The 23,547-nt window shown below is 67.8% G+C and carries 22 protein-coding genes; 9 read left to right on the top strand and 13 right to left on the bottom strand.

Annotated elements, in window-relative coordinates; all coding sequences use genetic code 11:
* The first annotated feature begins 51 nt into the window (after positions 1-51).
* Positions 52-1,056 carry an aldo/keto reductase gene (locus U5914_RS12370; protein ID WP_336136077.1) on the top strand — a complete coding sequence of 335 codons (1,005 nt, stop codon included), beginning with the start codon at positions 52-54 and terminating at the stop codon, positions 1,054-1,056.
* Positions 1,057-1,248: 192 nt separating this feature from the next.
* Positions 1,249-2,112 (top strand): bile acid:sodium symporter family protein, encoded by an 864-nt coding sequence (locus tag U5914_RS12365; protein ID WP_336136076.1) that lies wholly within the window; start codon positions 1,249-1,251, stop codon positions 2,110-2,112.
* Positions 2,113-2,270: 158 nt separating this feature from the next.
* On the opposite strand, the gene U5914_RS12360 is transcribed toward U5914_RS12365, so the two are convergent.
* Both U5914_RS12360 and U5914_RS12355 read right to left on the bottom strand, forming a co-directional pair.
* Positions 2,271-4,742 carry a DEAD/DEAH box helicase gene (locus tag U5914_RS12360; RefSeq protein ID WP_336136075.1) on the bottom strand — a complete coding sequence of 824 codons (2,472 nt, stop codon included), beginning with the start codon at positions 4,740-4,742 and terminating at the stop codon, positions 2,271-2,273.
* A 99-nt stretch (positions 4,743-4,841) separates the two neighbouring features.
* Positions 4,842-5,795 carry an AAA family ATPase gene (locus U5914_RS12355; RefSeq protein WP_336136074.1) on the bottom strand — a complete coding sequence of 318 codons (954 nt, stop codon included), beginning with the start codon at positions 5,793-5,795 and terminating at the stop codon, positions 4,842-4,844.
* Between the two features lie 131 nt (positions 5,796-5,926).
* Between U5914_RS12355 and U5914_RS12350 the strand changes: the two genes are divergently transcribed.
* Positions 5,927-6,982 (top strand): S1C family serine protease, encoded by a 1,056-nt coding sequence (locus U5914_RS12350; RefSeq protein WP_336136073.1) that lies wholly within the window; start codon positions 5,927-5,929, stop codon positions 6,980-6,982.
* Positions 6,983-7,242: 260 nt separating this feature from the next.
* Here the strand turns inward: U5914_RS12350 and U5914_RS12345 are convergent, their stop codons facing one another.
* Genes U5914_RS12345 through U5914_RS12330 form a run of 4 tightly spaced genes read right to left on the bottom strand, consistent with a single transcriptional unit; the run spans position 7,243 to position 10,608 of the window.
* Positions 7,243-7,863 (bottom strand): DUF7519 family protein, encoded by a 621-nt coding sequence (locus tag U5914_RS12345; RefSeq protein ID WP_336136072.1) that lies wholly within the window; start codon positions 7,861-7,863, stop codon positions 7,243-7,245.
* A complete protein-coding gene (locus U5914_RS12340; RefSeq protein WP_336136071.1) occupies positions 7,860-9,119 on the bottom strand; it encodes a DUF58 domain-containing protein in 1,260 nt (419 codons plus the stop codon). Before U5914_RS12340 ends, U5914_RS12345 begins: the two co-directional genes overlap by 4 nt.
* Positions 9,116-9,655, bottom strand: a complete 540-nt coding sequence (locus tag U5914_RS12335) for a DUF7269 family protein (RefSeq protein WP_336136070.1) — start codon at positions 9,653-9,655, stop codon at positions 9,116-9,118. The genes U5914_RS12340 and U5914_RS12335 overlap by 4 nt, the downstream gene beginning before the upstream one ends.
* A complete protein-coding gene (locus U5914_RS12330; protein ID WP_336136069.1) occupies positions 9,655-10,608 on the bottom strand; it encodes a DUF4129 domain-containing protein in 954 nt (317 codons plus the stop codon). Before U5914_RS12330 ends, U5914_RS12335 begins: the two co-directional genes overlap by 1 nt.
* A 149-nt stretch (positions 10,609-10,757) precedes the next feature.
* Between U5914_RS12330 and U5914_RS12325 the strand changes: the two genes are divergently transcribed.
* Positions 10,758-12,200, top strand: a complete 1,443-nt coding sequence (locus U5914_RS12325) for an MATE family efflux transporter (protein WP_336136068.1) — start codon at positions 10,758-10,760, stop codon at positions 12,198-12,200.
* Between the two features lie 222 nt (positions 12,201-12,422).
* Here U5914_RS12325 and U5914_RS12320 read toward each other — a convergent pair whose 3' ends face one another.
* The 3 genes from U5914_RS12320 to U5914_RS12310 form a co-directional block, all read right to left on the bottom strand.
* The gene (locus tag U5914_RS12320; protein ID WP_336136067.1) at positions 12,423-12,956 is read right to left on the bottom strand and encodes a hypothetical protein; all 534 of its coding nucleotides are present in this window, start codon (positions 12,954-12,956) and stop codon (positions 12,423-12,425) included.
* Positions 12,957-13,216: 260 nt separating this feature from the next.
* Positions 13,217-15,709: an efflux RND transporter permease subunit gene (locus U5914_RS12315; RefSeq protein WP_336136066.1), complete on the bottom strand. Its 2,493-nt coding sequence runs from the start codon at positions 15,707-15,709 to the stop codon at positions 13,217-13,219.
* Positions 15,706-17,262, bottom strand: a complete 1,557-nt coding sequence (locus U5914_RS12310; RefSeq protein ID WP_336136065.1) for a COG1361 S-layer family protein — start codon at positions 17,260-17,262, stop codon at positions 15,706-15,708. The genes U5914_RS12315 and U5914_RS12310 overlap by 4 nt, the downstream gene beginning before the upstream one ends.
* A 166-nt stretch (positions 17,263-17,428) precedes the next feature.
* Here U5914_RS12310 and U5914_RS12305 point away from each other — a divergent pair, with 166 nt between their 5' ends.
* On the top strand, positions 17,429-18,022 hold the full coding sequence (locus tag U5914_RS12305; protein ID WP_336136064.1) for a TetR/AcrR family transcriptional regulator: 594 nt from the start codon (positions 17,429-17,431) through the stop codon (positions 18,020-18,022).
* Between the two features lie 63 nt (positions 18,023-18,085).
* The gene (locus U5914_RS12300) at positions 18,086-18,943 is read left to right on the top strand and encodes a hypothetical protein (protein ID WP_336136063.1); all 858 of its coding nucleotides are present in this window, start codon (positions 18,086-18,088) and stop codon (positions 18,941-18,943) included.
* 9 nt (positions 18,944-18,952) lie between these two features.
* Here U5914_RS12300 and U5914_RS12295 read toward each other — a convergent pair whose 3' ends face one another.
* The gene (locus tag U5914_RS12295) at positions 18,953-20,059 is read right to left on the bottom strand and encodes a pyridoxal phosphate-dependent aminotransferase (protein WP_336136062.1); all 1,107 of its coding nucleotides are present in this window, start codon (positions 20,057-20,059) and stop codon (positions 18,953-18,955) included.
* Positions 20,060-20,164: 105 nt separating this feature from the next.
* Between U5914_RS12295 and U5914_RS12290 the strand changes: the two genes are divergently transcribed.
* Together U5914_RS12290 and U5914_RS12285 are read left to right on the top strand one after the other, a co-directional pair.
* On the top strand, positions 20,165-20,674 hold the full coding sequence (locus tag U5914_RS12290; RefSeq protein WP_336136061.1) for a CinA family protein: 510 nt from the start codon (positions 20,165-20,167) through the stop codon (positions 20,672-20,674).
* 61 nt (positions 20,675-20,735) lie between these two features.
* A complete protein-coding gene (locus U5914_RS12285) occupies positions 20,736-21,224 on the top strand; it encodes a metal-dependent hydrolase (RefSeq protein ID WP_336136060.1) in 489 nt (162 codons plus the stop codon).
* 288 nt (positions 21,225-21,512) lie between these two features.
* Here the strand turns inward: U5914_RS12285 and U5914_RS12280 are convergent, their stop codons facing one another.
* The gene (locus U5914_RS12280) at positions 21,513-22,268 is read right to left on the bottom strand and encodes a PHP-associated domain-containing protein (RefSeq protein WP_336136059.1); all 756 of its coding nucleotides are present in this window, start codon (positions 22,266-22,268) and stop codon (positions 21,513-21,515) included.
* A gap of 158 nt (positions 22,269-22,426) precedes the next feature.
* Here U5914_RS12280 and U5914_RS12275 point away from each other — a divergent pair, with 158 nt between their 5' ends.
* Complete coding sequence (locus U5914_RS12275; RefSeq protein WP_336136058.1) at positions 22,427-22,723, top strand: DUF7565 family protein; 297 nt, start codon at positions 22,427-22,429, stop codon at positions 22,721-22,723.
* Positions 22,724-22,772: 49 nt separating this feature from the next.
* Here U5914_RS12275 and U5914_RS12270 read toward each other — a convergent pair whose 3' ends face one another.
* Positions 22,773-23,210 (bottom strand): transcription elongation factor Spt5, encoded by a 438-nt coding sequence (locus U5914_RS12270; protein ID WP_336136057.1) that lies wholly within the window; start codon positions 23,208-23,210, stop codon positions 22,773-22,775.
* The gene (locus U5914_RS12265) at positions 23,210-23,383 is read right to left on the bottom strand and encodes a protein translocase SEC61 complex subunit gamma (RefSeq protein WP_336136056.1); all 174 of its coding nucleotides are present in this window, start codon (positions 23,381-23,383) and stop codon (positions 23,210-23,212) included. Before U5914_RS12265 ends, U5914_RS12270 begins: the two co-directional genes overlap by 1 nt.
* Between the last annotated feature and the right edge of the window lie 164 nt (positions 23,384-23,547).

Raw genomic sequence — 23,547 nt, 5'->3', positions numbered from 1 at the left:
TCACGTCCGACAGTATGAACCCTTTTGCGGCCGTCGCGCGTATCCTCGAGCATGTCACTCGACGACCTCGACCTCGATTTCGTCCAGTTGGGCGAGACGGGCCTCCAGACCAGCGAACTCCAGTTCGGCACGTGGCGCTTCGGCCGCGAAACCGAGGAAGGAAACCTCGAAATCAGCGAGGAGCGCGGCCACGAACTCCTCGACGCCTACGAGGCCGCCGGCGGCCGCTTCATCGACACCGCCGACATCTACGGCGGCGGCGTCGCCGAGGAGTGGATCGGCGACTGGCTCGCCGACCGCGACCGCGAGCGCTACACCATCGCCTCGAAGATCTACTGGCAGACCCGCGAGGGCGACCCCAACAGCCGCGGGACGAACCGCAAGAGCGTCCGCCACCGCATCGACGCCCTGCTGGAGCGTCTCGATACCGACTACGTCGACGTCCTCTACATCCACCGCTGGGACGACCAGACGCCCGCCCGCGAGATGATGAAGACCCTCAACGGCCTCGTCGAGGACGGCAAGGTCCACTATCTGGGCGCCTCGACCCTCCGGCCGAACGCCTGGAAGGTCGCCAAGGCCAACGAAATCGCCGAACGCGAGGGCTGGGAACCCTTCACCGTCGCCCAACCGCGGTACAACCTCGTCGACCGGGAGATAGAGGGCGACTACCTCGAGATGGCCCGCCACTACGGTATGGCCGTCTGTCCGTGGAGTCCCCTCGGACAGGGCTTCCTCACGGGCAAGTACGACCGCGAGGAGGGCCTTACCGGCGAATCGAAGGCCGCGGAATCCAGCCACTTCGAGTCGTATCTCACCGAGACGAACTTCGACGTCCACGACGAACTCGACGCCGTCGCCGACGAGGTCGACGCCTCGCCCGCCCAGACCGCCCTGGCATGGCTCATGCACCGCGACGGCGTCACCGCGCCCATCGTCGGCGCGCGAACGGTCGACCAACTGGAGGAGAACCTCGAAGCCGCGACCATCGACCTCTCCGACGAGCAGGTCGACCGCCTGACCGAGGCCAAGGGCGGCCCGTACGCGGGGCTGTAGCGGTCTCACCAGTAGATACAGACAAACCCACGCTAAAGCGGTAAATACGCGGCTTACGGTTCACGTCGAAGACGATTTATCGCGTCCGGTTTGGGGGTGGCCCGGGGTGTAATGGCTCTCAAGCGAGCCGGGCACCTGAAACCACAGCAGGGAAATGAGCGACATCCGAACCACGTATAAGGGCTACAAGAAATGATAGCGGTCTCCGGAGAGACCGTCGTCGAGTTCGTGACGACGGTCTTCGTGCTCTCGACGATGTTCTCGATGGGGGTGAAGCTATCCGTTAGTCAGCTCGTCAACGCGCTCCGAAAGCGACAGTTGCTGGCAAAATCCTTGGCTGTGAACCTCGTTGCGGTTCCGCTGATCGCCTATCTCCTCGTTCGGACGGTCTCGGTGGAGACCGGATTCGCGGCCGGAATCGTGCTGCTTGCGGTCTCGCCCGGTGCCCCGTTCGGCCCGAAGCTCGCGGAGATTTCGGACAGCGACGTGGCGTTCGCGAGCGGCCTCATGGCGATTCTCTGTATGCTCTCGGTCGTGACGATTCCTGTCTCCCTGTTGCTATTGCTCCCCGGTTCCGTCGCCGTCGATCCGCTTGCAATCGGACAGATGGTTCTGGGCATCCAACTGGTCCCGCTACTGCTCGGGCTCGGAACGTCGTTCGCGCTCCCGTCGCTCGCAGACCGGCTGTACTCCCCTGTTCAGCGACTCTCCGACTACACGTTCATCGGGCTGATTCTGCTGCTGGTGGTCGTCTACAGCGACAGTATGGTGTCTCTCGTCGGGACGGGAACACTCGGGCTCTCGACCATCGCCGTAGGCGCGTCGTTGGTCCTCGGGTACGGCCTCGGTGGGCCAGCACGAGGGACCCGAGAGGTGTTGGCGACGACGACTGCCGCCCGAAACGCGGCGATTGCGCTGTTCATCGCGACGACCGGGTTCTCGGACCCGAACGTCCTCACCACGGTCCTCGCGTTCTCGTTTATCGGGGTCGTTGGCTCCGGACTGATCGCGGGCGTGTGGCGACGACAGGTCGAACCGGTCTCATCACACGGCTAACGGCCAGCGCGGCGCTGCGATTGATACGTTTCCCACGGTTGATTGACGAGAAAACGAGAATCAGCGGATTGGTATCTGCCGCTGTTCCCCTACCGATGACGGTCGGAAAACGAAGTACAACCGCCTCCGTTGTCAACTGGTCGAACCTCGGTCCCGACTCACTCCTCGCTGTCGGCGTAGGTACTCCCCGTAATCTCTCGAATCCGCTCGGCGGTCACCTCGCCGACGCCGTCGACAGCCTGCAGGTCCTCTTCGTCGGCGGTCATCACGGCCTCGACGCTGCCGAAGTGTTCCAGCAGGCCGCGGGCGGTAATCGGGCCGACCTCCGCGACCGAACTGACGACGTACTCCTGTCGTTCCGAGAGGGTCTTGCCGCCCTTCTCGCCGTGGACGGAGACGCTGCGGTCGTCGGTTTCCTGTTCGCGCGTGGCGATGACCTCCAGCAGGTCCGCGGTCTCCTCGGGGTCGGATGTTTGCATCACGCTCGCACCGAAGTCGACCGCCAGCGAGGCCAGTGCGCCGCGAATCGCGTTCGGGTGGACGTTCCGCTTCTCGTAGAGCCCTTCGCCCTCGATGATGACGACAGGCCGGGCGTAATACCGGGCGGCCGCGCCGACCTGCTCGAACATCGAGCGGTCGCCGCCGGTCAGCGTATCGAGGAAGTCGTCGACGGCCTTCCGCTCGACGACGACCCTATCGGAGAGGACGTAGTCGCCGACCTCCAGCGTCTCGAGGCGGGTCTCGATTCCCTCCCGCGTCGAGAGGTCCCGGGCGATGTGGGAGTCGAGTTCGCGCTGGTCGGCGACGATCTCGACCGTCTCGCCGTCCGGTTCGGCGACCGGGACGGTTTCGGGTTCCTCCAGTTCGTCGTCGACCTGCGACGAGAAATCGGTGAGGCCGGCCTGCCCGTCTCCGCCATCGGACGAATCGGTTGATTCGTCGGCTTCGGTTTCGGATTCGTCGCCGGAGTCTTCGGCCGATGCTTCGGTTTCGTTTGCGTCTGCTTCCGCCTCGTCGTCCGTGTCTGTCTCGCTCTCTCCCTCGAACTCCGAGAGGCCCTTCTGTTCGGCGATTTCCGCCTCTATTTCGCCCTCGATGTTCTTCAGTTTCCGAAGCTCCTCTTCCATCTTGTTTTCCTCCCTGCGGGATATCCAGAAGAACGCCTCGTCGCGGGTATCCTCGGCCAGCAGGACGACGACGGCGCCCTCGCTGGCGCGGCCGGTCCGGCCCTTCCGCTGGATGGAGCGGATGCCCTTCGGGACCGGTTCGTAGAACAGCACGAGGTCGACGTCGGGCACGTCCAGTCCCTCCTCGGCGACGCTGGTGGAGACAAGTACCTCGAACTCGCCGTTGCGGAACGCGTCGAGCGTTTCCTTCTGCTCCTTTTGGGTCATCCCGTCGGAGCCCTCCTTGTCGCCCTGTCCGACGAATCGCTGGGTATCGAAATGCTCGCCGAGGAACTCCGTCAGGGTCTCGGCGGTGTCGCGGGATTCGGTGAAGACGATGACGCGCTCGCCGTTCTCGATGCCGAGCGTCTGGGCGAGCAGGATGCGCGTCCGCCTGAATTTGGGATGGAGGTCGTCGAACTCTTCGGCTTTCCGCATCGCCTCCTTGACCTTCGGTTCGGAGACGAACCGCTGGGAGGCCTTCGAGGAACCCGAGGAGCGGGCGGCGTCGCGCTGGCGTTCGAAGTACCGGCGGAGCGATTCGACGCTCTGGGTCTCGACGAGTTCGACCGCCCGCCGGAGTTTCATTATCTCCGCGTGGGCGGACATCCCCTTGTAGCCGTTGCTGTCGTCGCTGTTGATGAGTTGCTGGAGTTTCGCCCGAATCTTGTTCAAATCGCGCTGGGACATGTTCGGGTCCGTCGAGTTGGTCACGCCCAACCCCTTCAGTTTCTCCAGTCGCTCCGAAATCACCTCGTTGAGCGCGTCGCGAATCTCGATGACCGTCTCGGGCAACTCGACGCGCTCCCATTCGACGGACGTCTCGTGGGTGTGCTCCTCCACGTCGGCGTCGTCCTCGGTCATCACCGCGACCTCCCGGAGGCCGAGGTTGTCGCAGACGGTGAGAATCTCCTCCTTGTCGCCGCCCGGCGAGGCGCTCATACCCGTCACCAAGGGACGGTCGGCGTCCTGATGGTAGCGGTCGGCGATATAGTTGTAGGCGTAGTCGCCGGTCGCGCGGTGGCACTCGTCGAAGGTGATGTGAGTGACCGCCGAAAGCGAGACGCGGTTGCCGACGAGGTCGTTCTCGACGACCTGCGGCGTCGCACAGATTACGCGGGCGTCGTCCCACAGTTCGGCGCGGTCGTCGGGCCGGACGTCGCCGGTGAAGACGACCACCTCGTCGTCGTCGACGTCGAGGGCCTCCCGGTAGAAGGTCGCGTGCTGTTGGACGAGCGGCTTGGTGGGGGCCAAAAGGAGGGACTTGCCGCCGTACTCGGCCAGTCGGTGGGCCGTCACGAGCAGGCTGACCGCGGTCTTGCCGAGGCCCGTAGGTAGGCAGACGAGCGTATGGTCGGCCTTGGCCGTCTCGGCCAGTTTCCGCTGGTAGCGGCGGTCCTCGATGAAGCCGTCGACCAGCATCGGCCCCTCGATGTACGCCGCCTCGTCGGTGGCTGTCGCCATCTACTCCTCGCTTCGTCGTTTCCGCGGATAAGGGTTCGGTCAGCGGAGTGGAAGTGAAACCGTCGGCGTGTGGGACGAGACACGACGAACGCGACGGCCCTACTCGACGGTCGGCACCGGCACGGAATCGAGAGTATCGGCGACCACGTCGGCCTTACTGACGCCGGAGACGGTAGCGTCGGCGGTCAGGACGAGCCGGTGGGCGAAGACGGGTTGGATGCTATCGGCGATGTGGTCGGGGGTGACGAACTCCCGACCTTCGATGACGGCACGGGCGCGGGACGCCTCGAAGAGTCGCTGGATGCCGCGGGGGGAGACGCCCACGTCGACGCGGCCGTCCTCGCGGGTCGCTCGGCCCAACTCCGCCATGTAGGTCAGCAGGTCGTCGTCGACGCGGACGCTCTCGGGGGCTTCCCGGATGTCGTCGACCGCTTCGGCGTCGATGACCGGTTCGATGCTCGGACTGCGTTCGAGGCGGCCGGCCCGCCGCCGGAGGAGTTCCACCTCGCCGTCGAGGTCGGGATAGCCCATCGACGTCTTGACGATGAAGCGGTCCAGTTGCGCCTCGGGGAGAGGGAACGTGCCCTCCTGTTCGACGGGGTTCTGCGTGGCGATGACGAAGAAGGGCGACGGGAGGGGATGGGTGTCGCCGTCGACGGTGACCTGCCCCTCTTCCATGGCTTCCAGCAGCGCGGCCTGCGTTTTTGGGGGCGCGCGATTGATTTCGTCGGCCAGCACGACGTTGGCGAAGATGGGCCCCGGAGAGAACTCGAAGGTGCGGTCCCTCTGGTCGAAGACGTTCGTGCCGGTCACGTCGCTGGGCAGGAGGTCGGGCGTGAACTGGATGCGGGAGAAATCGAGGTCGAGGGCGGTCGCCAGCGTCCGGGCGGTCAGCGTCTTTCCGGTGCCGGGGACATCCTCGACGAGGGCGTGACCGCGGGCCAGCACCGCGACGAGCAGGTGTTCGAAGAAGGCCTCGTCGCCGATAACCGTCTCGCCGACGGCGTCGATGACCTCGCGACAGACGTCGTGGGGGGCGGGGTCAGGGCTCACACCGTGGCCTGTGGCGGCGGCGGACAAAAGCGCTTGCGTCGGGTGCCGTCGTCGCCGGCCCATTCCGGCGTTGGGTCCATCTGCCGTTCCGGGTCCGAAGATGGTTTTCGGGATGACTCCTAACGCGGGGTATGGACCAGCCAACGCGCCGGCGCTTTCTCGCGGGGGCCGCGGGAGTTGCTGCCGGCCTCGCGGGGTGTTCGGCCGGCCGACGCCAGTCGCCGGACCCGGTCGAGGTGCCCCAGCAGGAGGCTTCGAGCGATTCACAGTACGCCGCGGTCTACGACGCCACCATCGATTCGGTCGCCTTCGTCGGCGACGAATCCGGCGGCGGTTCCGGGTTCGTCTACGACGGCTACGTCGTCACGAACCAGCACGTCGCTCGCGATGCCGAGAGCATGGACGTCCGCTTCGAGGGCGGCGATTGGCGCGAGGCCGGCGTCACCGCGACGGACGTCTACTCCGACCTCGCGGTGCTGTCGACGGACGTCCCGGAGTACGCCCGCCCGCTTTCCTTCGTCGATAGCGTGCCGCCGGTCGGCAGCGAGGTCGTCGCCTTGGGCAGTCCCTTCGGCCTCGAATCCTCGATTTCGTCCGGCATCATCAGCGGCAAGAACCGCTCGCTGCGGAACCCGGTGACGAACTTCTCGATTCCCAACACCGTCCAGACGGACGCGGGACTGGACCCCGGCAACAGCGGCGGCCCGCTGGTGACGATGGACGGCGAGGTGACCGGCATCAACGTCGCGGGCGCGGGCACGAGCGTCGGCTTTGCCATCTCGCCGCTTCTGGCCGCCCGTGTCCTGCCGGAACTCATCGAGACGGGCGACTACGACCACCCGTTCCTCGGAATCACGCTGCTTACGGTGACGCCGGCGGTGGCGGAGGCCAACGACCTCGATACCCCGCGTGGCATCCTCGTCGTCGACGTCCTCGATTCGGGGCCATCGGACCAGACCCTGCAGGGTTCGGACGGCGAATCGACCGTCGACGGCCGGCGCGTCCCGACCGGCGGGGACGTACTCGTCGAACTGGCGGGCAACGAAATCCGGACGGACGCCGACCTCGGGACGACCACCGCCTTGGAACTGTCGCCGGGCGACCGCGTCCCCGCGACGGTCATCCGGGACGGCGAGCGACAGGAGATTCAGGTCCCCATCGGTTCCCGGCCGGAACCCAACCGATAGCTGGTGTCGAAACGACGGTCTGACCCGCCTCGCCGCCGCGGTATCGACTTCTGAATCCCGTCCGAGATTTAAGTAACACCCCACCTATCCCTCCGCTACTGGCTGGAAAGCCAGCGTGCCCCCACTTGGCGGGTATTCCCCACCCCCCGAAACGGTCCGTTCCTTGTCGGACCGCTTTTCACGCTCTCCCAGCGGCGCATTCGGGATTCGCCGGCGTGGGTTTATAAGCAAGGACGCGACCAGCACCGCCCGGGGCGTGTTCAGTCCCGAAGCGCGGTCAGCAGGAGGACGCCACCGAGCAGGAGGAAGACGAGCGCGGTCGTCGGCTGTCCGCCCGCCGCGACGAGGTAGCCGCTGAAGGCGAGGGCACCGGCGCTTCCGGTGACGGCGAGGCTCCCGGCGGCGTGGACGAGTTCGTTCCGCGAGGTGCGGGCCTCGCGGCCGACGTGGCGGCCCAGACCGATGCCGTGGTCGGCGACGTCCCACGCGCTCGTGGTAAGGACGGCGCCCCCGACCAGCGGCGCGACCGGCGCGCCCGTGGCGCCCCCGGCGACCAGCGCGAGCGCGAAACACCCGCCCGCCAATCCACACAGGCGGGTCGACGCGCGAGCCAGCGACGCCAGCAGGGCCGCAACCCCGAGCAGGGCGACGGCGCCGGACAGCGGCGACCCGGCCGCGAGGAAGGCTGCGGCGACGGTCCCGAGCGCCAGCGCCAGCCCCGTCGAGAGCTGCGGCGGGGCCTCGGTCGGTTCGGCGGCGTCGACCGGCGTCTCCGCATCCGCTGGCGATTCGGGCCCCGCGTCGCGTCCGTCTTCGGGGTCGCCCGCCGCGTCGGCTTCCGGTGCCGGTCCGCCGCTGGACGCGGCCCGAGCGTCACTCATCGCGACCACCGTCCGGCGACCCGGTCGGCGGCGACCGCGAAGGGTTCCGCGGGCGTCCAGTCGAGGACGCGAACCCCGCCGCGTCGGAGGTCGGCCAACCGAAGGTCCCGCTCGATGCCGACGAGTTCGCCGCCGAGGGTGGCCTCGGTGGTCGGGTCCGGCGAGATGACGGTCACCAGATGGCCGAGCGCGTCGAACCGCTTTGCCAACTGGACCGGCGGGTCGTCGACACACGGCGAGACGAGCATGACCTGTGCGTCGGCGGGGAGTCGCTGGCGGAACTTCCAGCGCCACAGCCGCGGGATGAACTGACGGTCGGCGCCGGCCGGCGTCGGCCCGAAGGCGGGGTCGGTCGCCAGCAGTTCCCGCAACTGCGCGCGGTGGGCCGTCCCGCTGCCGGGCGCAAGCCACGAATCCAGCGGCGAGAAGGCGGTCGCGCCGACGCGGTCGCCGTTCGACAGCAGCGCCTCCGCCAGCCCCGCGGTCGCCTCGATGCCGCGTTCGACCGCACCCTCGGCTTCGGGTGCGGGGGCCGCGTAGGCCGGCGCACGGGTATCGACCACGAACACGACCGTCGCGGCCCGCTCCTCGCGGAGTTCGAGCGTCGCCAGTTCACCGGTCCGTGCCGCCCGGTTCCAGTCGACGCGGGCCTGCGGGTCGCCACGCCGGTACTCCCGGACGGCGTGGAACTCGACGCCCGAGCCGCCGATATCTGTCGGGACACGCCCCGAATACGGCGTCGTGAGGCCGCGAAGCGGGAGGTCCGAACCGCTCTGGAAATCGGGGACACAGCGGAGCGTCGTCTCGGCGCCGACGGTCGTCTCGATCTCGTGGGCACCCATCGGGTCGCGGGCGATGGCCGTCAGCCGCCGCCAGTCGTGGTCTCCCCGGACGGCCCGGACGGTGTAGGCGAACGTCGCTGCGGTGCCCGGCCGCAGGGCAGTCGCGTGTCTCGCGGGACCGTCGACGACGGCCAGTCCGTCGGGCACCTCGTCGATGAGTCGGAGGTCATAGAGAGCGTCCCCCTCGTTGGTGACGGTTACCTCGACGCGAACCTCCGCTTCGGGCGCCGGCGTCGGGTCCTCGACGGTTCGTTCGACCCGAAGCGACGGTCGGGGCGGGGCGGAAGCGCGAGCGGCCAGCACCCCGGCCGCGACGGCGCCCGCGACGAGCAGCCCCGCGGCGCGGAAGAAGACCCCGGCACCGACGACAACCAGCGCGAGGCCGCCGAGGCCGAGCCAGCGGTTGGTCCTCATCGGCCGCCGCGCACCTCCCGGAGCGCGTCCAGCGCGTGGCGGACGAACACGCGCGTCGTCGACCGACGGCGGAATAGCTGTCGGACCTGCAGCCGCGGCGGAATCCGCATCGGTTCGGCGAGATAGCCGGCGGCGACCTCGTCGTCGGTCCACGTGCCGTCGTCGACGGCCTGCTGGGCGTCCTCGGGCCGATAGCCCCCGGTGGTAACGAGCACCTCGGCCGTCACCTCCCGCAGGCGGTGCCGAATACGACTCCGGCGTTCGGCGCCCTCGGTCCCGGTGGTGGCGAGGTCGGCGTCGACGTCCTCGCCGGGGACCGTCGACCGATAGCCCGGTTCCGGCGGGTCGACGTCCGCGGCTTTCCGGGGCGTTCCGCGACGGCGCCGGAGGTATTCGAGGCCGACGAGGACCGTGAGGCCGCCGATACCGCTGACGGCGAGCGAGCCGAGCGGGAGGGCGTTCGCGAGTTCTCGGAGCCACAGCATTCCGAGTCCCAGCACGGCGGCGATGAGGCCAGCCAACGCGCGCCGACGCATCAGGCCTCACCCCCGTAGGTCTCCTCGATGTGTCGGAGCGTCTCGACGGCCCGTCGCTCGCGCTCTTCGGTCGCGCCGAACCCGCCGTACCGAACCGTCTCGAAGAGGTCGGTCAACTCGGCGACGTCCTCGGCGTCCATCCCGGCCGCGATTGCGGCGTCGGCGAACTCGCCGGGTGTCGTCGCGTCGGGGTTTTCGACGGCCAACTCCTTGGTCATCTCCCGCCACGCGCGATAGACCTCGTTTTCGGCGGCGGCGTCGGCCTCGATGCGGTCGGCGGCCGTGCCAGCGACGCGACCGACGGCGGCCACGTCCTCGTCGTCGACCGCCGGTTCGATGTCGGGTTCCTCGTCGGGCACGTCGTCGCCGTGGGCGCCGAACACTGCGACGACCACGACGGCGACCGCGAGGACGAAAAGCAGCGCCACGAGCACGGTGGGTGACGAAAGCGTCTCGGCGGCGACCTCGCCGAAGCCGCCACCGCCGCCCCCCTCGGCGACCGAACTGCCGTTGGGGTCGGTGGTTCCGGGGGTCGCCGTCGTCGATTCGTTGTCGGGCGGATCCGGCGAGGGACAGGTCGCAAGCGTCCCCCAGATGATGGCGACGGGAACGACCGCGGCGAGACAGACGGCGCCGGCAGCGAGTTTCGAGTCGGTGGCTCGTCTCACGAGGGCGAACAGGGCGACGAAGAGGCCGAACAGCGCGAGGAGGGCTGGCGGTTCGGCGAGGACCGGCCAACAGGCGGCGACCGGCGACCCGCCGTCGACGGGGGCGGCCGACCGGTTCTGTTCGGGCGTCGGCGTCCGTGGGCTGTCGTCGCCGACGCCGGCGTCGCTGCCGCCGTATCCGGAGCCGCCCGGAACGACGGCCGAATCCAGCGTCGCGGCTGCCAGCCCTAACGAGATGATGGCGAGAAGGGCGAGGGCGAGCGGGAGGGCGCGGTCGCGGTCCACGCCCCCCGTTACGGGCCGAGTTTCAAAAGCATTCGTGCGGTTCCGGGGAATCCCCGGTCTGTGGTCGCTCGATGACGTCGTCGCCCCGGAAGGTGCGCCGTCGATTCGACAGGCATTTGCCTGACTGACTGGTCAGTTACCCTGTCGCTGTGTCTCCCGTTCCGAACCCCGTTCGACTGGCGATACTCGCTATCGGCCTCGCGCTGGCGCGTGTCGGCCTCATCACCGAACAGCGGGCGCGCCGGACGACCGAACTCGCGTGGCCGCGGGTCGTGACGGGTATCGCCAGAATGTCGAAAAACGCCGTCGACGTGGCGATGGTCGGCGTCGCCGTCGGGTCGGCGGCCATCGCCGGCGTCGGTATCGCCGGTCCCTTCTGGGGATTGGCCTTCTCGGTCGGCGGCGGCATCGCCGGCGGCACCATCGCCCTCGTGAGCCAGCGGTTCGGGGCCGACGCCTACGAGGAGTTGGGGTTGGCGGTCCGCTCCAGCGTCTTCCTCGTCGTCGCCGCGACGCTGCCGCTCACCGCCGTCTTCTGGACCTTCTCGACGGAACTCATCGGCCTGCTGAACAGTAGCGACGAGGTGGTCCGCCTCGGTGGCGAGTACCTCCGCATCGTCGGCCTCGGGGTGCCCTTCGCCGGCCTCAATCTCGTCGGCAGCCGCGTCCTCGTCGGCGCCGACGACTCCTATACCGCGATGATACTCCGGGCCGGCGGCGCCGTCGCCAACGTCGTCATCAACGCCGTCCTCATCTTCGGCCTCGGCTGGGGCGTCGAAGGGGCCGCCCTCGGAACGGTCCTCTCGAACGTCGGCGTCACGGCCGCCTTCGCCATCGGCCTCACCGTCGGCCGCTTCCCGGGGGCCGGAGAGTTCCCGGTCACCGTCGACCCCCTGGGTAACTACGTCGATGCGGGCAACATCGCCGACCTCATCTCCATCGGCCTGCCGGTCATGGGCCGGAACCTCGTGTGGACCGTCGCGGAGTTCCCCATGTTCGCCATCCTCGACATCTTCGGGCAGGACGTCGTCTCGGCGTTCGTCATCGCCCGCCGTATCTGGGGCCTGATGAACACCCCCGGTTGGGGCTTCGGGCTGGCCTCGTCCAGTCTCGTCGGACAGGAACTCGGCACGGGCGCGGAGGACATCGCCGAGGCCTACGGCCGCGAGATAATCCGCTTCTCCTTTGCCGTCTACGTCGCCTCGGCGGCGCTGGTCTTCGCCTTCGCCGACCCCATCGTCAACCTCTTCGTCGCCGACCCGGCCGCACCCGAGGTGCCCATCGCCATAACGCTCGTCCGGGTCGCCTGTGGGGCCATCCTCTTGCAGGGGATTTCGGGTGCAGCGGCGGGACCGCTGGACGCCTCCGGGGATACCCGCTGGACGTTCATGAGTCAGGCACTCGGAATGTTCGGCTGTTCGATTCCGCTGGTCTACATCGGCGCGACGACGCCGCTGGGCATCTACGGCCTCTATCTCGCCTTCGTCGCCGAAACCTCCGTCCCCGCGGTGCTGAACTACTACCGCTTCCACACCGGCAAGTGGAAGGCGAAAAGCCGCGAGTACCGCCCGGAGACGCCGGCCGACGACTGACCGTCGAGCGGCCGTCTCGCCGCCGTTCGACCGGTTCGCTCCCGAAACGGCCAACGGGCTTTTAAACACCTGACAGAAACGTTCCGGCAATATGGGCCTCGACGCCCCGGAGACGTCGACGGTCGAGGAGACCGCCGGGACCGACAGGTTCGCCGAGCGCTTCGAGTGGAACGAGACGGAGGGACCACGCTTTCTCGCCGCGTGGACACTGGCGGCAGTCCCCTACGCCGTTGCGGGCCTTCTCGTCTTCACGCTCCTCGTCGGCGCCGGTACCACGGCCGCCGGGCCGATGGGCGACCGCGTCGCTTCGGCCGTCGACGGCGTCGAACTGAACCCGCTGTCGGACGACGAGACCGACCCCGTCGCCGATTCCACGACGCTGACACCGACGCCCACCGACACGCCGACTCCGACCCCGACAGCAACACCGACGTTCACCCCCACGCCGACTTCGACAGCAACACCGACACCGACACCTACAGCAACCCCGACGCCTACGCCAACATCGACACCCACCGAAACCTCGATATCAGGCGGCGGCTCCGGTAGCACGGGCGGGTCCTCTTCAGGTGGCTCTCCGTCGACGCCGACAGCGACGCCGTCGCCGACTCCGATGGCGACTGTTACGCCAACGCCGACTCCGACGCCGTCGCCAACGCCCACAGCGACGTCGACACCGGCATCCACTCCGACATCAACCCCGTCGTCCACGTCAACGGCGACGACCACGCCGTCGTCCACGCCGACCTCTACCACGACCGTGACATCGACTCCGACCCCGACTCAAAGCCCCACACCAACGGCGACGGCGGCGCCGACGGCCACGCCCGAACCAACCCAAACAACGGAGACGGATGACCCGTTAATTCCTCTGTCTTCGACAGCGCCTCTCGGCTGGTCGCCGTCTTCGATGTGGCCCCTCGTAATGGGACTGGGACTGATGGCGCTCGGCGTTCGGCGTACGGATATCGAATGAACACCACGCGCGAACGTCTCTTATAAATCCGGTAGCGTCCCTACGCCGAGGCCAGCGAGGGCACGCGGTCGCTTCGGTCGGCGACCCGCTCCCACGTCACGATAATCGACGGCAGGAACACGATAGAGCAGGCGTAGGCGTAGAAGACGCCGAGCGCGAGCAGGAGGCCGAACTCCTGAATCAGCGGGATGACGGCGAAGAACAGCGCGCCGAGGCCGAAGACCGTCGTCAGCATGCTGCCGGTGAGCGCGCCGCCGGTCCCCTGTATCGTCACCCGGAGCGCGTCGAAGACGTCGGTTTCGGGGTCGTACTCGTCGACGAAGCGGTGCATGAAGTGGACGGCGTAGTCGACGCCGAGACCGATTGAGACGCCGAGTATCGGCGCGTTGATGGGCGATAGTGCGACGCCGAAGTATCGCATCGACGCCGCCAGAAGCGCGACGGTCACGAGGATGGGAAGCAGGTTGACGATACCGTAGACGGCCCGCCCCTCCAGCAGGCGGTAGGAGGCCATCAGGAACACCGCCGTCAGCAGGAAGGCGACCAGCAGGCTCTGAATGGCCGATTCGAGGATGACGTCGATGACGGCGGCGTTGACGATGAGGGTGCCGGTGGCGACGGCGTCCATCGGCATCCGGTCGGCGACCCGGCGGGCGTCGGCGACGACGGCGTCGTCGTCGGCGCCGGATTTCAGCGTGAAGTCGATGCGGGCGCTGCCCCGGTCGGCGGCCAGATACCGGCGTGCTTCGGCTTCGCCCGACGATTCGAGCAGTTCGTCGTAGACGGTGTCGACGTTGCGGTCGGGAACGCCGTTGCCAGTGTAATCGTTGCGCGCGACGAGGGTGGCGAACTCGGGGTCGCGGTCGGCCTGTGCGTCGATGACCGTGACGATGCTGTCGGCCTCGGCGGTGCCGTCGTCGGCGCGCTGGAAGGAGTCCGGCGGCTGTCTGGTCGCGCGATGGAGCCGTTCGAGCGAGTCGTCGTCTCTGACCGGTTCGTCGACGTAGATGGTGACCGTGCTGAACTGCCGGCCGCCGAACTCGTCTTCGAGCAGGCGGATGGTCGTCGTGAAGGTGTAGTCGGCGGGCGCGAACGGTTCCGGAAGCGACTGGTACTGCTCGACGCGGTCCTCGTCGGGGAAGAATATCTCCTGTGAGAACTCCGCGTCGACGCCGGTGCCGTAGGCGGCGGCGCCGGCGCCGCCGACCAGCGCCGCGACGAGGACGAACGCGGGCGCGATGCGTGCCAGCGAGACGCTGGATTCGAGTGCTCGGCCCATCAGCGACCCCTCCCGACCGAGCGGTGTCGTTCCGAAACTCGGGAAGCGGGGGATGCGGGCCCGGCCCCGGTCGGCGAGGACCTTCGCCGCCGGCAGGAACCCGCCGAAGGCAAGGAGCGTGACCGTGATGCCGAGCGCGGCGACGACGCCGAAGTCCTGCAGCGAGCCGAGGGGGCTGGTGAGGTTCGCGGCGAAGCCGATGGCGGTCGTAATCGTCACGATGGTGAAGGCGACGAGCAACTGGTCGGTGGTCCGCCGCATCGCCGGTTCGATGTCCTCGCCCGCGGTTCTGGCCTCCCGGTATCTGTTGATGGTGTGGATGCCGAAGTCGATGCCCACCGCCAGCAGGAGCGGGAACAGCGGCACCATCACGTTCGAGAAGGGGACGCCGAGCCAGCCCATCAGCCCGAAGGTCCACAGCAACACGAGGCCGAGCGTGCCGAGCCCCAACAGCATGTCGATGGGGTCCCGGTAGGCCAAAAGGAGGAAGCCGAGGATGAAAAGCACCGCCAGCGGGAAGACGATGATGGCGGTGTCGGTCAGCAGGGCGTTGAACTCGCTTTGGATGATGCCGGTGCCGAACAGGATGGCGTTCTCGCCGGGGTCGTTGCCCTCGACGGTCCCGATGACGTCGACGGTCCGCTCCTGCAGGGTCGCGACCTCGGCAGTCGAGGCCGACTCCGGCAGGTCGTAGGTGATGCCGATAATCGTGCCGGTCGCGTGCCCGCGGGTCGGGTTGTAATCCGTCGATAGCTGGGGTTCGAGACGGCCCTGTGCGTCGGCGTCGGCGATGGCTGCCCGGAGTTCCCTGTCGGTCGCCGCCTCGACCGCGCGCCGCTGTTCCAGCGGCGTCTCGGCGGTGGGGTCGAGCTGGCGGGCGACGATATTGGCGTGGCTGCTCGTGGAGGAAATCCGGAGGCTCCCGTGGTCTTCGAGCCGGTGTTGGGTCTCTAGGATGCGGACCAGCGCCCCCTGCGAGAGGACGTTGCCGTCCTGAACGATGAGGGTCCCCGAGGTATCGGAACTGCCGATGGAGCCCTCGAACTCCTCGTCGATCTCCTCCTGGGCCTGCTGGGCCTCGACGTCCTCCGTGAACTGGTCGGTGTCGGCCTGCGTCGTTATCATCCCGAGGCCCGGGACCATGAGCGCCGTCACCGCGAGGAAGGCGACGATGACGAGGCCCGGCCGTTCGACTATGAAACGGTCGATTCGCTCGACGACCGGCCGGTCGGTACCGCCCTCGGCGTCGCTCATCGTCGCCGGGCGAGCGCGATACCGATGATGACTGCGACGGGAATCACCAGCGGCGACAGCGAGCCGTCACCGTCCGTGGATTCTGTCACCTGCACGGGAAGCTGTGAGACCCCGGAGATGCGCTCGTCGCCGCGGGCGTCGGTGTACTGGAAGTCCATCTCGACGGAGTAGGTGTTCGGCATCGCGCTTCCGGCCGCCGAGAGTTCGAACTGCACGGTCGTCGTCTCGCCGGGTTCGAGTTCGTCGACGAACGACTCGTCCGTGCCGGTCGACAGCGGGCTGTCCGCATAGAGGTTGGCCGTGATGTCGGTCAGCGTCTCCTCGCGGTTGTTCGTGATGTCGACGGTCACGGTCTTCGAGCCGCCGGCTTCGATGGTCTCGTTGGCCGCGACGGCGAAGACCGGCTCGCGGGGCTGGACCTCGATGCGGCTGGGTTGCCGGTCGCTGCGGAGTTCGGTTCCGCCGTCGGTGTACTCGACGACGAAGCCGAACTGTCGTGGGCCGGGGTCGGCCTGCCCGCTGACCTCGGCGTCGAAGGCGAAATCGGCCGATTCGCCGGCTTCCAGTTCGGGAAGCGCGTATTCGCCCTCGCCGAGCGTGATGCGCTCGCTGCCGGTCGTGGCGACGAGGACGCCGTCGTCGACGGCGGTCGGCCCCTCGTTGGTGACGGTGCCGGTCACCCGGCCCGTCGACCCGACCGACAGCGTCGTCTCGACGCCGTCGACCGAGAAGGACTGCTCGGCGGTCGGCGTCAGCGACCCGACGGCCGGACCGGCCTGCCGCTGGAGGCCGTCGACCGTCCGGTACTCGAAGGTGGCCTCTATCGGCCGGGCGCCAGCCCCGACCGTCTCCGCGAGTCGGGCGTCGACGTCGACCGTCGCGGCCTCGCCGGGTTCGAGGTCGCCGACGAAGGCCTCGGCGGCGCCGCCGTCGAGGGTGAGCCCGCTGCTGCCGGTCAGCGTCGTGCGAACGGCGTTTGCGGGCTCGCTGCCGACGTTCTCGACGGTTATCTCGGCCGTGTCGGCGGTCCCGGGCTGGACGTCGCCCTCGACCGACGTAATCTCGAATCGGGGCTCCTCGGCCACCTCGATTTTGACGGTGCGGGTGACCGAATCGGAGTCCCGTTGCAGCGTCCGTTGAGAGACGTACTCGGAGTAGGTATAGCGGACCCGCACGTCGATTTCGTAGGTACCCGGTTCGACGTCTTCGGGGACGACCAACTCGACCGTGGCCGGGACCGACGACCCGTCGGGAATCGTCCCGACCGAGCGCCGACTCGTCCGGACGTCGAAGGGGCCGTCGTCGGTGACGCCGACGGTCACCGACTTCGCGGTCAGCACGGCATCGGGCTGGGTCCCGGTGTCCAGATCGCCGTCGTTGGCAATTTGCAGTTCGAGGACCGTTTCGCTGCCCGGCGATACCGTGTTGTCCGGCGCGTGGACCTTGATGTCGGGTTCGCCGCGGTTGACGTCGGCGGCGACCGACCCGGCGGCGACCGACAGCACAGCGGCCACGGCGACCGCGACGACGAGAAGTGTGCGGTTACGCGACACGGGACCGCCCCCAGCCCGCCTTCCCTTCGGTCGTCGACCGTCTCCCACTCCGCTGGATGCCCTCACGGGCTTCCGATGAAGAACGCATTAGCGATACTGTTATACCGACCGACAATAATCGTTTTGATTGAATGTTCAATCAATCTCGAGGATCGGGGGCCGGGCGGTGACCGACTTCTTCGAATCACCGGATTCGACCCGCGAGGAGATACTCGCGGCGGCCTACCGGGCGCTGTGTCGGCACGGCTACGCGCCGCTGACCATCGAGAAAATCGGCGCGGAACTGGACAAGAGCACGTCGCTGGTCTATCACCACTACGAGGGCAAGGACGACCTGCTGTTGGCGTGTCTGGAGTTCATGCTCGACCAGTACGAGGCCGACTTCGTGGCGACGGAGATCTCCGACCCGAAGGCGACCCTCGATGCGGCCTTCGACGAGTTCCTCGCACCGGGGATGCCGTCCGAACGCTACGAGTTCATCCAAGCGCTCGTCGAACTCCGGGGACAGGCCCCCCACGACGAACGCTACCGCAAGCAGTTCGACCGGAGCGACCGCCTCTTCGAGCGGCGCTTCGCCGAACTCATCGAGGCCGGCATCGAAACCGGCCAGTTCCGGGCGGTCGATGCCGAGTCGGTCGCTGCGATGCTCCATACGCTCTTTTCGGGCGCGCTGTTCAAACACGCGACCGCCGAGGACGAGTCGGGGGAGGCGCTTCGCGCGGAAATCGACGCCTACCTCGAAGCGCGACTGTACGCCTGATACGGACGGTCGACGACTGAATCGCCCACAACCGTCTTGCCGGGGGCGCCTGTATCCGAACCGATGACGACCGACGAGGAACTCCAAGCGGCCGCCTCGGAACTCGCCGAGTCGGTTCTCGTGGTCGGCTACGGTTCGTCGGGCCGTCGCGCGGCCGCCGAGGTCGTCGGCCGCGACGTTCCGGCCAGCGACGACGCCGACGCCCCCGACGCCGTCGTCCGCGCCGTCGACGGGACCGCCGACCCCTCGTCGGTCGCCGCCTCCGAACCCCCGGAAGCACCCCTGAACGTCGCCGTCGTCACCCTCCCGGACCGCCCGACCGACAGCGAACGCGACCTGCTGGCGGCCCTCGACGACCGGACCGACGCCGTCGTTCTCGCTCCCGGGACCGCCGATGATGCCGACGCCCTCGCCGATGCGGCCGGCGCCTTCGTCTCGGTCGTCCGCGACCCCGGGTTCGTCAATCTCGACCTCGCGGACGCGCGAACGCTGCTCGCCGACGTCGACCGCGCGGCCCTCGGCGTCGGGGAAAGCGACGCGGGCACGCCGGCGGAGGCCGTCGCCGCCGGCTTTGCCTCCCTGCCGGCCGGCATCGAAACCGACCCCGCAAGCGGCGTCCTCGTCGATCTGCTCGGCGGCCCCGAGATGAGCGTCGAGGACGTCAGCGATGCGGTCACGGCCGTTCGCGGACGAGTCGGCCCCGATGCCCACGTCATCTGGGGCGGCGCCGTCGACCCGACGCTCGAAGAGGCGGTTCGGGTCCGCCTCGTCGTCGCCGGCGTGGCCTCGGCCCGGGTGACCGCCGGCGACCCCTGTCCCCGCTGTGGCGCGCCACTGTCGGCCTACACGCTCGGCTCCGCGGCGACGGTTTCCTGCGACAACTGCGGATTCGCCGGTGTCTCCGCGAGATTGCGGGATTGACCGAGCGCGTCAGGCGAAATACGCGGCCAGTCGCTCGGCGGCCTCGTCGGCCCGCGGCGTCACCAGCGCAAAGCGGAGCCAATCGGCTCGGGACTCGCCGAAGACGTCGCCGGGCATCCCCGCGACGCCGGCCTCGTCGATGAGTCGTTCGGTGTTCTCCAGCGTGCCCGGGAAGCCGTCGAACCGCGCCATGACGTAGAAACTGCCCCGTGGGCGGGTGTACTGGGCCCCGGCTTCGTCGAGGGCCGCACAGAAGTTCTCGATGCGCTCGTCGAGCATCCGGCGGTTCTTCTCGTAGTAGTCGGCGGGCGTCTCCCGAAGCGCCTTCAGGACGGCGTATTGAGCGGGCCGCGACCCGGCGACGTTGACGAGCATGTGGCGGGTTCGGACCGCGTCCATCAGCCACTCGGGGAAGACGGCGTAGCCAACTCGGAAGCCGGTGATGGCCATCGACTTCGAGAAGGCGTTGGTGACGACGGCCCGCTCGGAATCGAATGTCAGGACGCTCTCGAAGGCGCCCTCGTCGTAGACGAAGTGGTCGTAGACCTCGTCGGAGACGAGCAAAGCGTTGTGGTCTTCGGCAATGCTCACGAGTTCCTCCTTCACGTCGCCGCCGTAGACGGCGCCCGTCGGGTTGTTCGGCGAGTTGACGACGATGACTGCGGTGTCGTCGCTGGCGGCAGCGCGGACATCCTCGGGGTCGAGGTTCCCTTCATCGTCCGCGGCGACGAAGCGGGGCGTGGCGTCCAGCATCTCCGTCCGCTTGTGGTAGTAGGGGTAGACGGGGTCGGTCAGGAGGATTTCGTCGCCGTCCAGCGCCTTCAGCGCGCAGGCCATCGCGAGGTAGTTGGCCTCGCCGGCGCCGTTGGTGATGACGACGCGGTCGACGTCGACGCCACGGCGGGCCGCGATTTCCTCGCGGAGTTCTAGCAGCCCCTCGCTGGGCGGGTACTGGAACTCGTCGACGGGCGCGTCGGCGTACTCCTTGAGGCCGGACCGCAACGCCTCGGGGGCCTCCCAGTCGGGGTTGCCGGAGACCATATCGACGACGTCTCGGTCGGCCGCGTCGGCGTACTCCATGAGATGGAAGAACAGAGGCCGCTCGTAGTCGTCCATACGCCCGCTTGCGTGGCCGGTTACGTCGGTTTGTCGCTTTTCCGTGGGGACGGTCGCTTCTCGGCCCCCGTCGACTTGAAGGGCCGGCCGGCCCTCCCTCCGGACATGGCAATCGAGGAACGGGTCGGCGAGGCGCTCGCCGACCGCGGCGAATACGTGGCGGCGGCCGAATCTTGCACCGGCGGCCTCATCGGGTCCCTTATCACCGATGTACCGGGGTCCAGCGACTACTTCGACCGCTCGATGGTGACCTACACCTACGACGCCAAACTCGAAGAACTGGGCGTCTCGCGCGAGGTTCTCGACGACGTGGGCGCGGTCAGCGAGCCGGTCGCCCGGCAGATGGCACGCAGAATCCGCGACGGCGCCGGGGTGGCGTGGGGCGTCGCGACGACGGGCATCGCCGGGCCGACGGGCGGGACCGACGAGAAGCCGGTCGGCACGGTCTACATCGGCGTCGCGCACGCCGCCGACTGGGGGACCGGCGATTCGTGGTGTGCGGTCGAACGCTACGTCTTCGACGGTTCGCGGACGGAAATCAAGCGGAAAATCGCCGAGCAGGCCCTCGAAGACCTCCTCGAAGCGGTCGAGCGAACGGACCCCCGCGGCGAATAGCCCCACGTCGGCGGCGCGGCGGCGAACAGGCTTTTGAGGCCCCCACGCGATTTCTCCGTCGATGGACAAAGAGGGTCACGTACTCAACGCGATTCTACTCGGTATCGGGCTCGGAATAATCATCGAGCCGTCGGGCACTATGGATACCCTGCAGGCCGTCGTTGCGGTCACCATCCCGGTGACACTCGGGGCGCTGTTTCCCGACGTGGACACGGCCTTCGGCAAGCATCGGAAGACCCTACACAACCTCCCGGTCATCGTCGTCTTCGCCGCCTTCCCGTTCGTCTTCGAGAACCTCCAGTTCGTCTGGGTCGGCATCCTCACCCACTACGTGCTGGACTACCTCGGCAGTCGCCGGGGTATCGCGGTGTTCTACCCGCTTTCGAGCAGCGAGTACGGCTTCCCCTCGGGTGTCACTACCTCCAGCAAATACGCCAACGTCGTCACCATCGTCGTGACTATCGTCGAACTCGCCATCGCGGCGGCTATCGTCCACGTCCTGCCGCAGTACGTCGACCTGAGCCAGTATGCGGCGATGCTGCCGGTCTAAGCGAGCCGAGACTTCTGTAATAAGCATCCGCCGAGCGGGGCGTCCGGTTGGGTCGCGGCGTAGCCGCGACCTTATAACGTGGCGGCTTCGCCGCCACGCAGGTCGCCCCCGAGGCGGTTCGCCGGACAAGGGCGCCGGAGGCGCCCGCAGTCCGGTAGCGAGAGCCGACTAACGCGGCCCGAAGGGACGCGGCTGGAGGCTCTCGCGCATATTTTCCCCACGTTTTTGCCGCGGAGCCGGGTCTGGCGCCGTAGCGCGCCAGACCGGCGGAGCGTGCAAAAAGTGGGTTCAGTAGACACTAACCCCGTCGAACCGCCCGTCGTAGGCGATGTGGTCGGGGTGGGTGGGCTCGGTGCCCGAGAGGAAGAGGCGGTCGACCTTCTCCCAGGTGTTCTCGTAGAAGAGATGGCCGAACTCGGCCAGACACCGGGCGCGGTGGCCGAGGCCGTCGCGGTGGTAGACGCGGCGGTCGGCGCCGGTTTTGAGCGCCGCGACCAGTTCGGCTTCGGTCTCGAAGGGCTCCTCGAAGGCCGTCCAGACCTCGCCGACGGTCTTCGGGAGGTGGGCATACGAGGAGCCGAAGACGGGCTTGTCGAACTCCCGTGCCAGTTCCCGTGCGCGTTCGTTGTGGTGGGCCCAGTGCTTGGGATTGTAGACTTCGATGGCGTCGATGCGGTCGCCGTGGGCACGCAGGTCGTGGGCTTCGAGGCTGACGGTCGCGAAGTCGGGATGGGGCGCGAGGACGGCGGCGTCCTGCCGCTCGAACTCGGCCATCGCACCCTCCAGCGAGATGAAGTCCGGAATGGGGTCCTCGAGGCCGACCGCCAGCACGTGTTTGCGGTTCCGCCAGTCTCCGGTGAAGACTTCGCGGGCGGGGACGACGAGCAACTCGTCGTCGGAGAAGCGCTCGGCGCGAGCGCGGATGTCGGGGAGGCGGGTGAAATGCGGCGCGTACACGAGCGCGTCGAGCCCCCGGTCTTTGGCCCGCTGGGCGACGGTCTCGTCGAGTACCTTCACGTGGAAGTCCACGCGGAACTCGTCCATATCGCCGTGTTCGACCGGAGGGCGTTAGCCGTTCCGATTCAGACAGGCCGTCTCCGGCACCGACTATCGCGCTGTCGCGGCCGGCGGTCGTCGATGACCCGTTACGACGGTCCGTATTAGCGGGAGCCTTTTTAACAACGGGTGACGAGGGACCGCGTATGTGGGAATGTGCGATCGCGGGGTGTGACTACGAGACGGGGGACGTCGAGGAGCTACTCGTCCATCAGGCGGAGACCCACGATCGACACCAGTGCCAGATCTGTGGAACCGTGATTCCGGACGGCTATTTCGCCATCCGCCACGTCTTCTCGGAGCACTCCCGGGCGGAGTACCTCCGGAACTACGACGCCGACACCGACGACATTCGCGTCCGCGAGCGGGTGCTAAAGGAAATCGAATCCGAGGCGGACGTCGAAGCGGTCGTCCAGCGACTCGGCGGCGACGCCAGCGCCTGAACGCGCCGCTGGTCGTGTAGCGAGACGAAAAACAGCCCGCTCGGTGTTCTTACCGTTCTTCGGAATCCAGCACCCGAATCTGGTCGCCACGGACGGTGACCGGAATCGGGACCGTCGCCTCGTAGAGTTCGACTGTGACTTGGTCTTTGCCCTCGTCGATGCGCTGGACCTGTGCTTTCTCGCCCTTGAACGGCCCGGCGATGAGTTCGACGATGTCGCCTTCCGCGATGCCCTCGACGTCGGGTTTGGGGCTGAGGAAGTGCTCGACTTCGGCCATCGACGACTTGCCGGGAACGAGGTTCCGCGCGTGGGGGATGTCCTCGAGCGCACGCTCGATGGACGCCGTGTCGTCGGCTTCGACCATGACGTAACTGGTCAGCGAGTCCGGCGCCAGCGCGGCGTGTATCTCGTCTTCCTCGCGGCTAATGATCATGTCCGCGACGGTCTGTTCCTGACTCGCGGTGGTCTTGACGGCGAAAATCGCCATCACGGACCCCCCGGGACGAACGTCATGATCGCGAAGATGACGAACCCGATGAGGCCCACGAGGACGATGCCGAGTCCGGCGACCAGCGAGACCTTCGAGAACTCGTCCCACGACGGCGTACTCGCGAGTTTGAGCACGCGAATGTAGGACGTGAGGTCGGTCGGCGTATCCATATCCGACAGTATCGTCTCCGGGGTTTTCTACCTGTTGGTTAGTCGGGACTGTCTATATGGCCGCGAACTGGCCGCTAACGTCAGCGTTCGACGGTTCCGAGAAGAGACGCAAACTGGACTCGGCTGGGCGCCGCCTTCATGTCCGTGAACGGCGACGCCGATGA

Source organism: Natronomonas amylolytica, assembly GCF_037031205.1.
Taxonomy (GTDB): Archaea; Halobacteriota; Halobacteria; order Halobacteriales; family Haloarculaceae; genus Natronomonas; species Natronomonas amylolytica.
The sequence above is the reverse complement of the archived record's forward strand: the minus strand, read 5'-3'. Positions and strand labels throughout refer to the sequence as shown.

Bases quoted from the DNA above. Each gene is read 5' to 3' on its own strand.
- U5914_RS12360 (WP_336136075.1), bottom strand. From the start codon at position 4,742: ATGGCGACAGCCACCGACGAGGCGGCGTACATCGAGGGGCCGATGCTG.
- U5914_RS12300 (WP_336136063.1), top strand. From the start codon at position 18,086: ATGACGACCGACGAGGAACTCCAAGCGGCCGCCTCGGAACTCGCCGAG.
- U5914_RS12270 (WP_336136057.1), bottom strand. From the start codon at position 23,210: ATGGCGATTTTCGCCGTCAAGACCACCGCGAGTCAGGAACAGACCGTC.
- U5914_RS12350 (WP_336136073.1), top strand. From the start codon at position 5,927: ATGGACCAGCCAACGCGCCGGCGCTTTCTCGCGGGGGCCGCGGGAGTT.
- U5914_RS12345 (WP_336136072.1), bottom strand. From the start codon at position 7,863: ATGAGTGACGCTCGGGCCGCGTCCAGCGGCGGACCGGCACCGGAAGCC.
- U5914_RS12265 (WP_336136056.1), bottom strand. From the start codon at position 23,383: ATGGATACGCCGACCGACCTCACGTCCTACATTCGCGTGCTCAAACTC.
- U5914_RS12340 (WP_336136071.1), bottom strand. From the start codon at position 9,119: ATGAGGACCAACCGCTGGCTCGGCCTCGGCGGCCTCGCGCTGGTTGTC.
- U5914_RS12280 (WP_336136059.1), bottom strand. From the start codon at position 22,268: ATGGACGAGTTCCGCGTGGACTTCCACGTGAAGGTACTCGACGAGACC.
- U5914_RS12370 (WP_336136077.1), top strand. From the start codon at position 52: ATGTCACTCGACGACCTCGACCTCGATTTCGTCCAGTTGGGCGAGACG.
- U5914_RS12295 (WP_336136062.1), bottom strand. From the start codon at position 20,059: ATGGACGACTACGAGCGGCCTCTGTTCTTCCATCTCATGGAGTACGCC.
- U5914_RS12315 (WP_336136066.1), bottom strand. From the start codon at position 15,709: ATGAGCGACGCCGAGGGCGGTACCGACCGGCCGGTCGTCGAGCGAATC.
- U5914_RS12275 (WP_336136058.1), top strand. From the start codon at position 22,427: ATGTGGGAATGTGCGATCGCGGGGTGTGACTACGAGACGGGGGACGTC.
- U5914_RS12335 (WP_336136070.1), bottom strand. From the start codon at position 9,655: ATGCGTCGGCGCGCGTTGGCTGGCCTCATCGCCGCCGTGCTGGGACTC.
- U5914_RS12285 (WP_336136060.1), top strand. From the start codon at position 20,736: ATGGACAAAGAGGGTCACGTACTCAACGCGATTCTACTCGGTATCGGG.
- U5914_RS12290 (WP_336136061.1), top strand. From the start codon at position 20,165: ATGGCAATCGAGGAACGGGTCGGCGAGGCGCTCGCCGACCGCGGCGAA.
- U5914_RS12365 (WP_336136076.1), top strand. From the start codon at position 1,249: ATGATAGCGGTCTCCGGAGAGACCGTCGTCGAGTTCGTGACGACGGTC.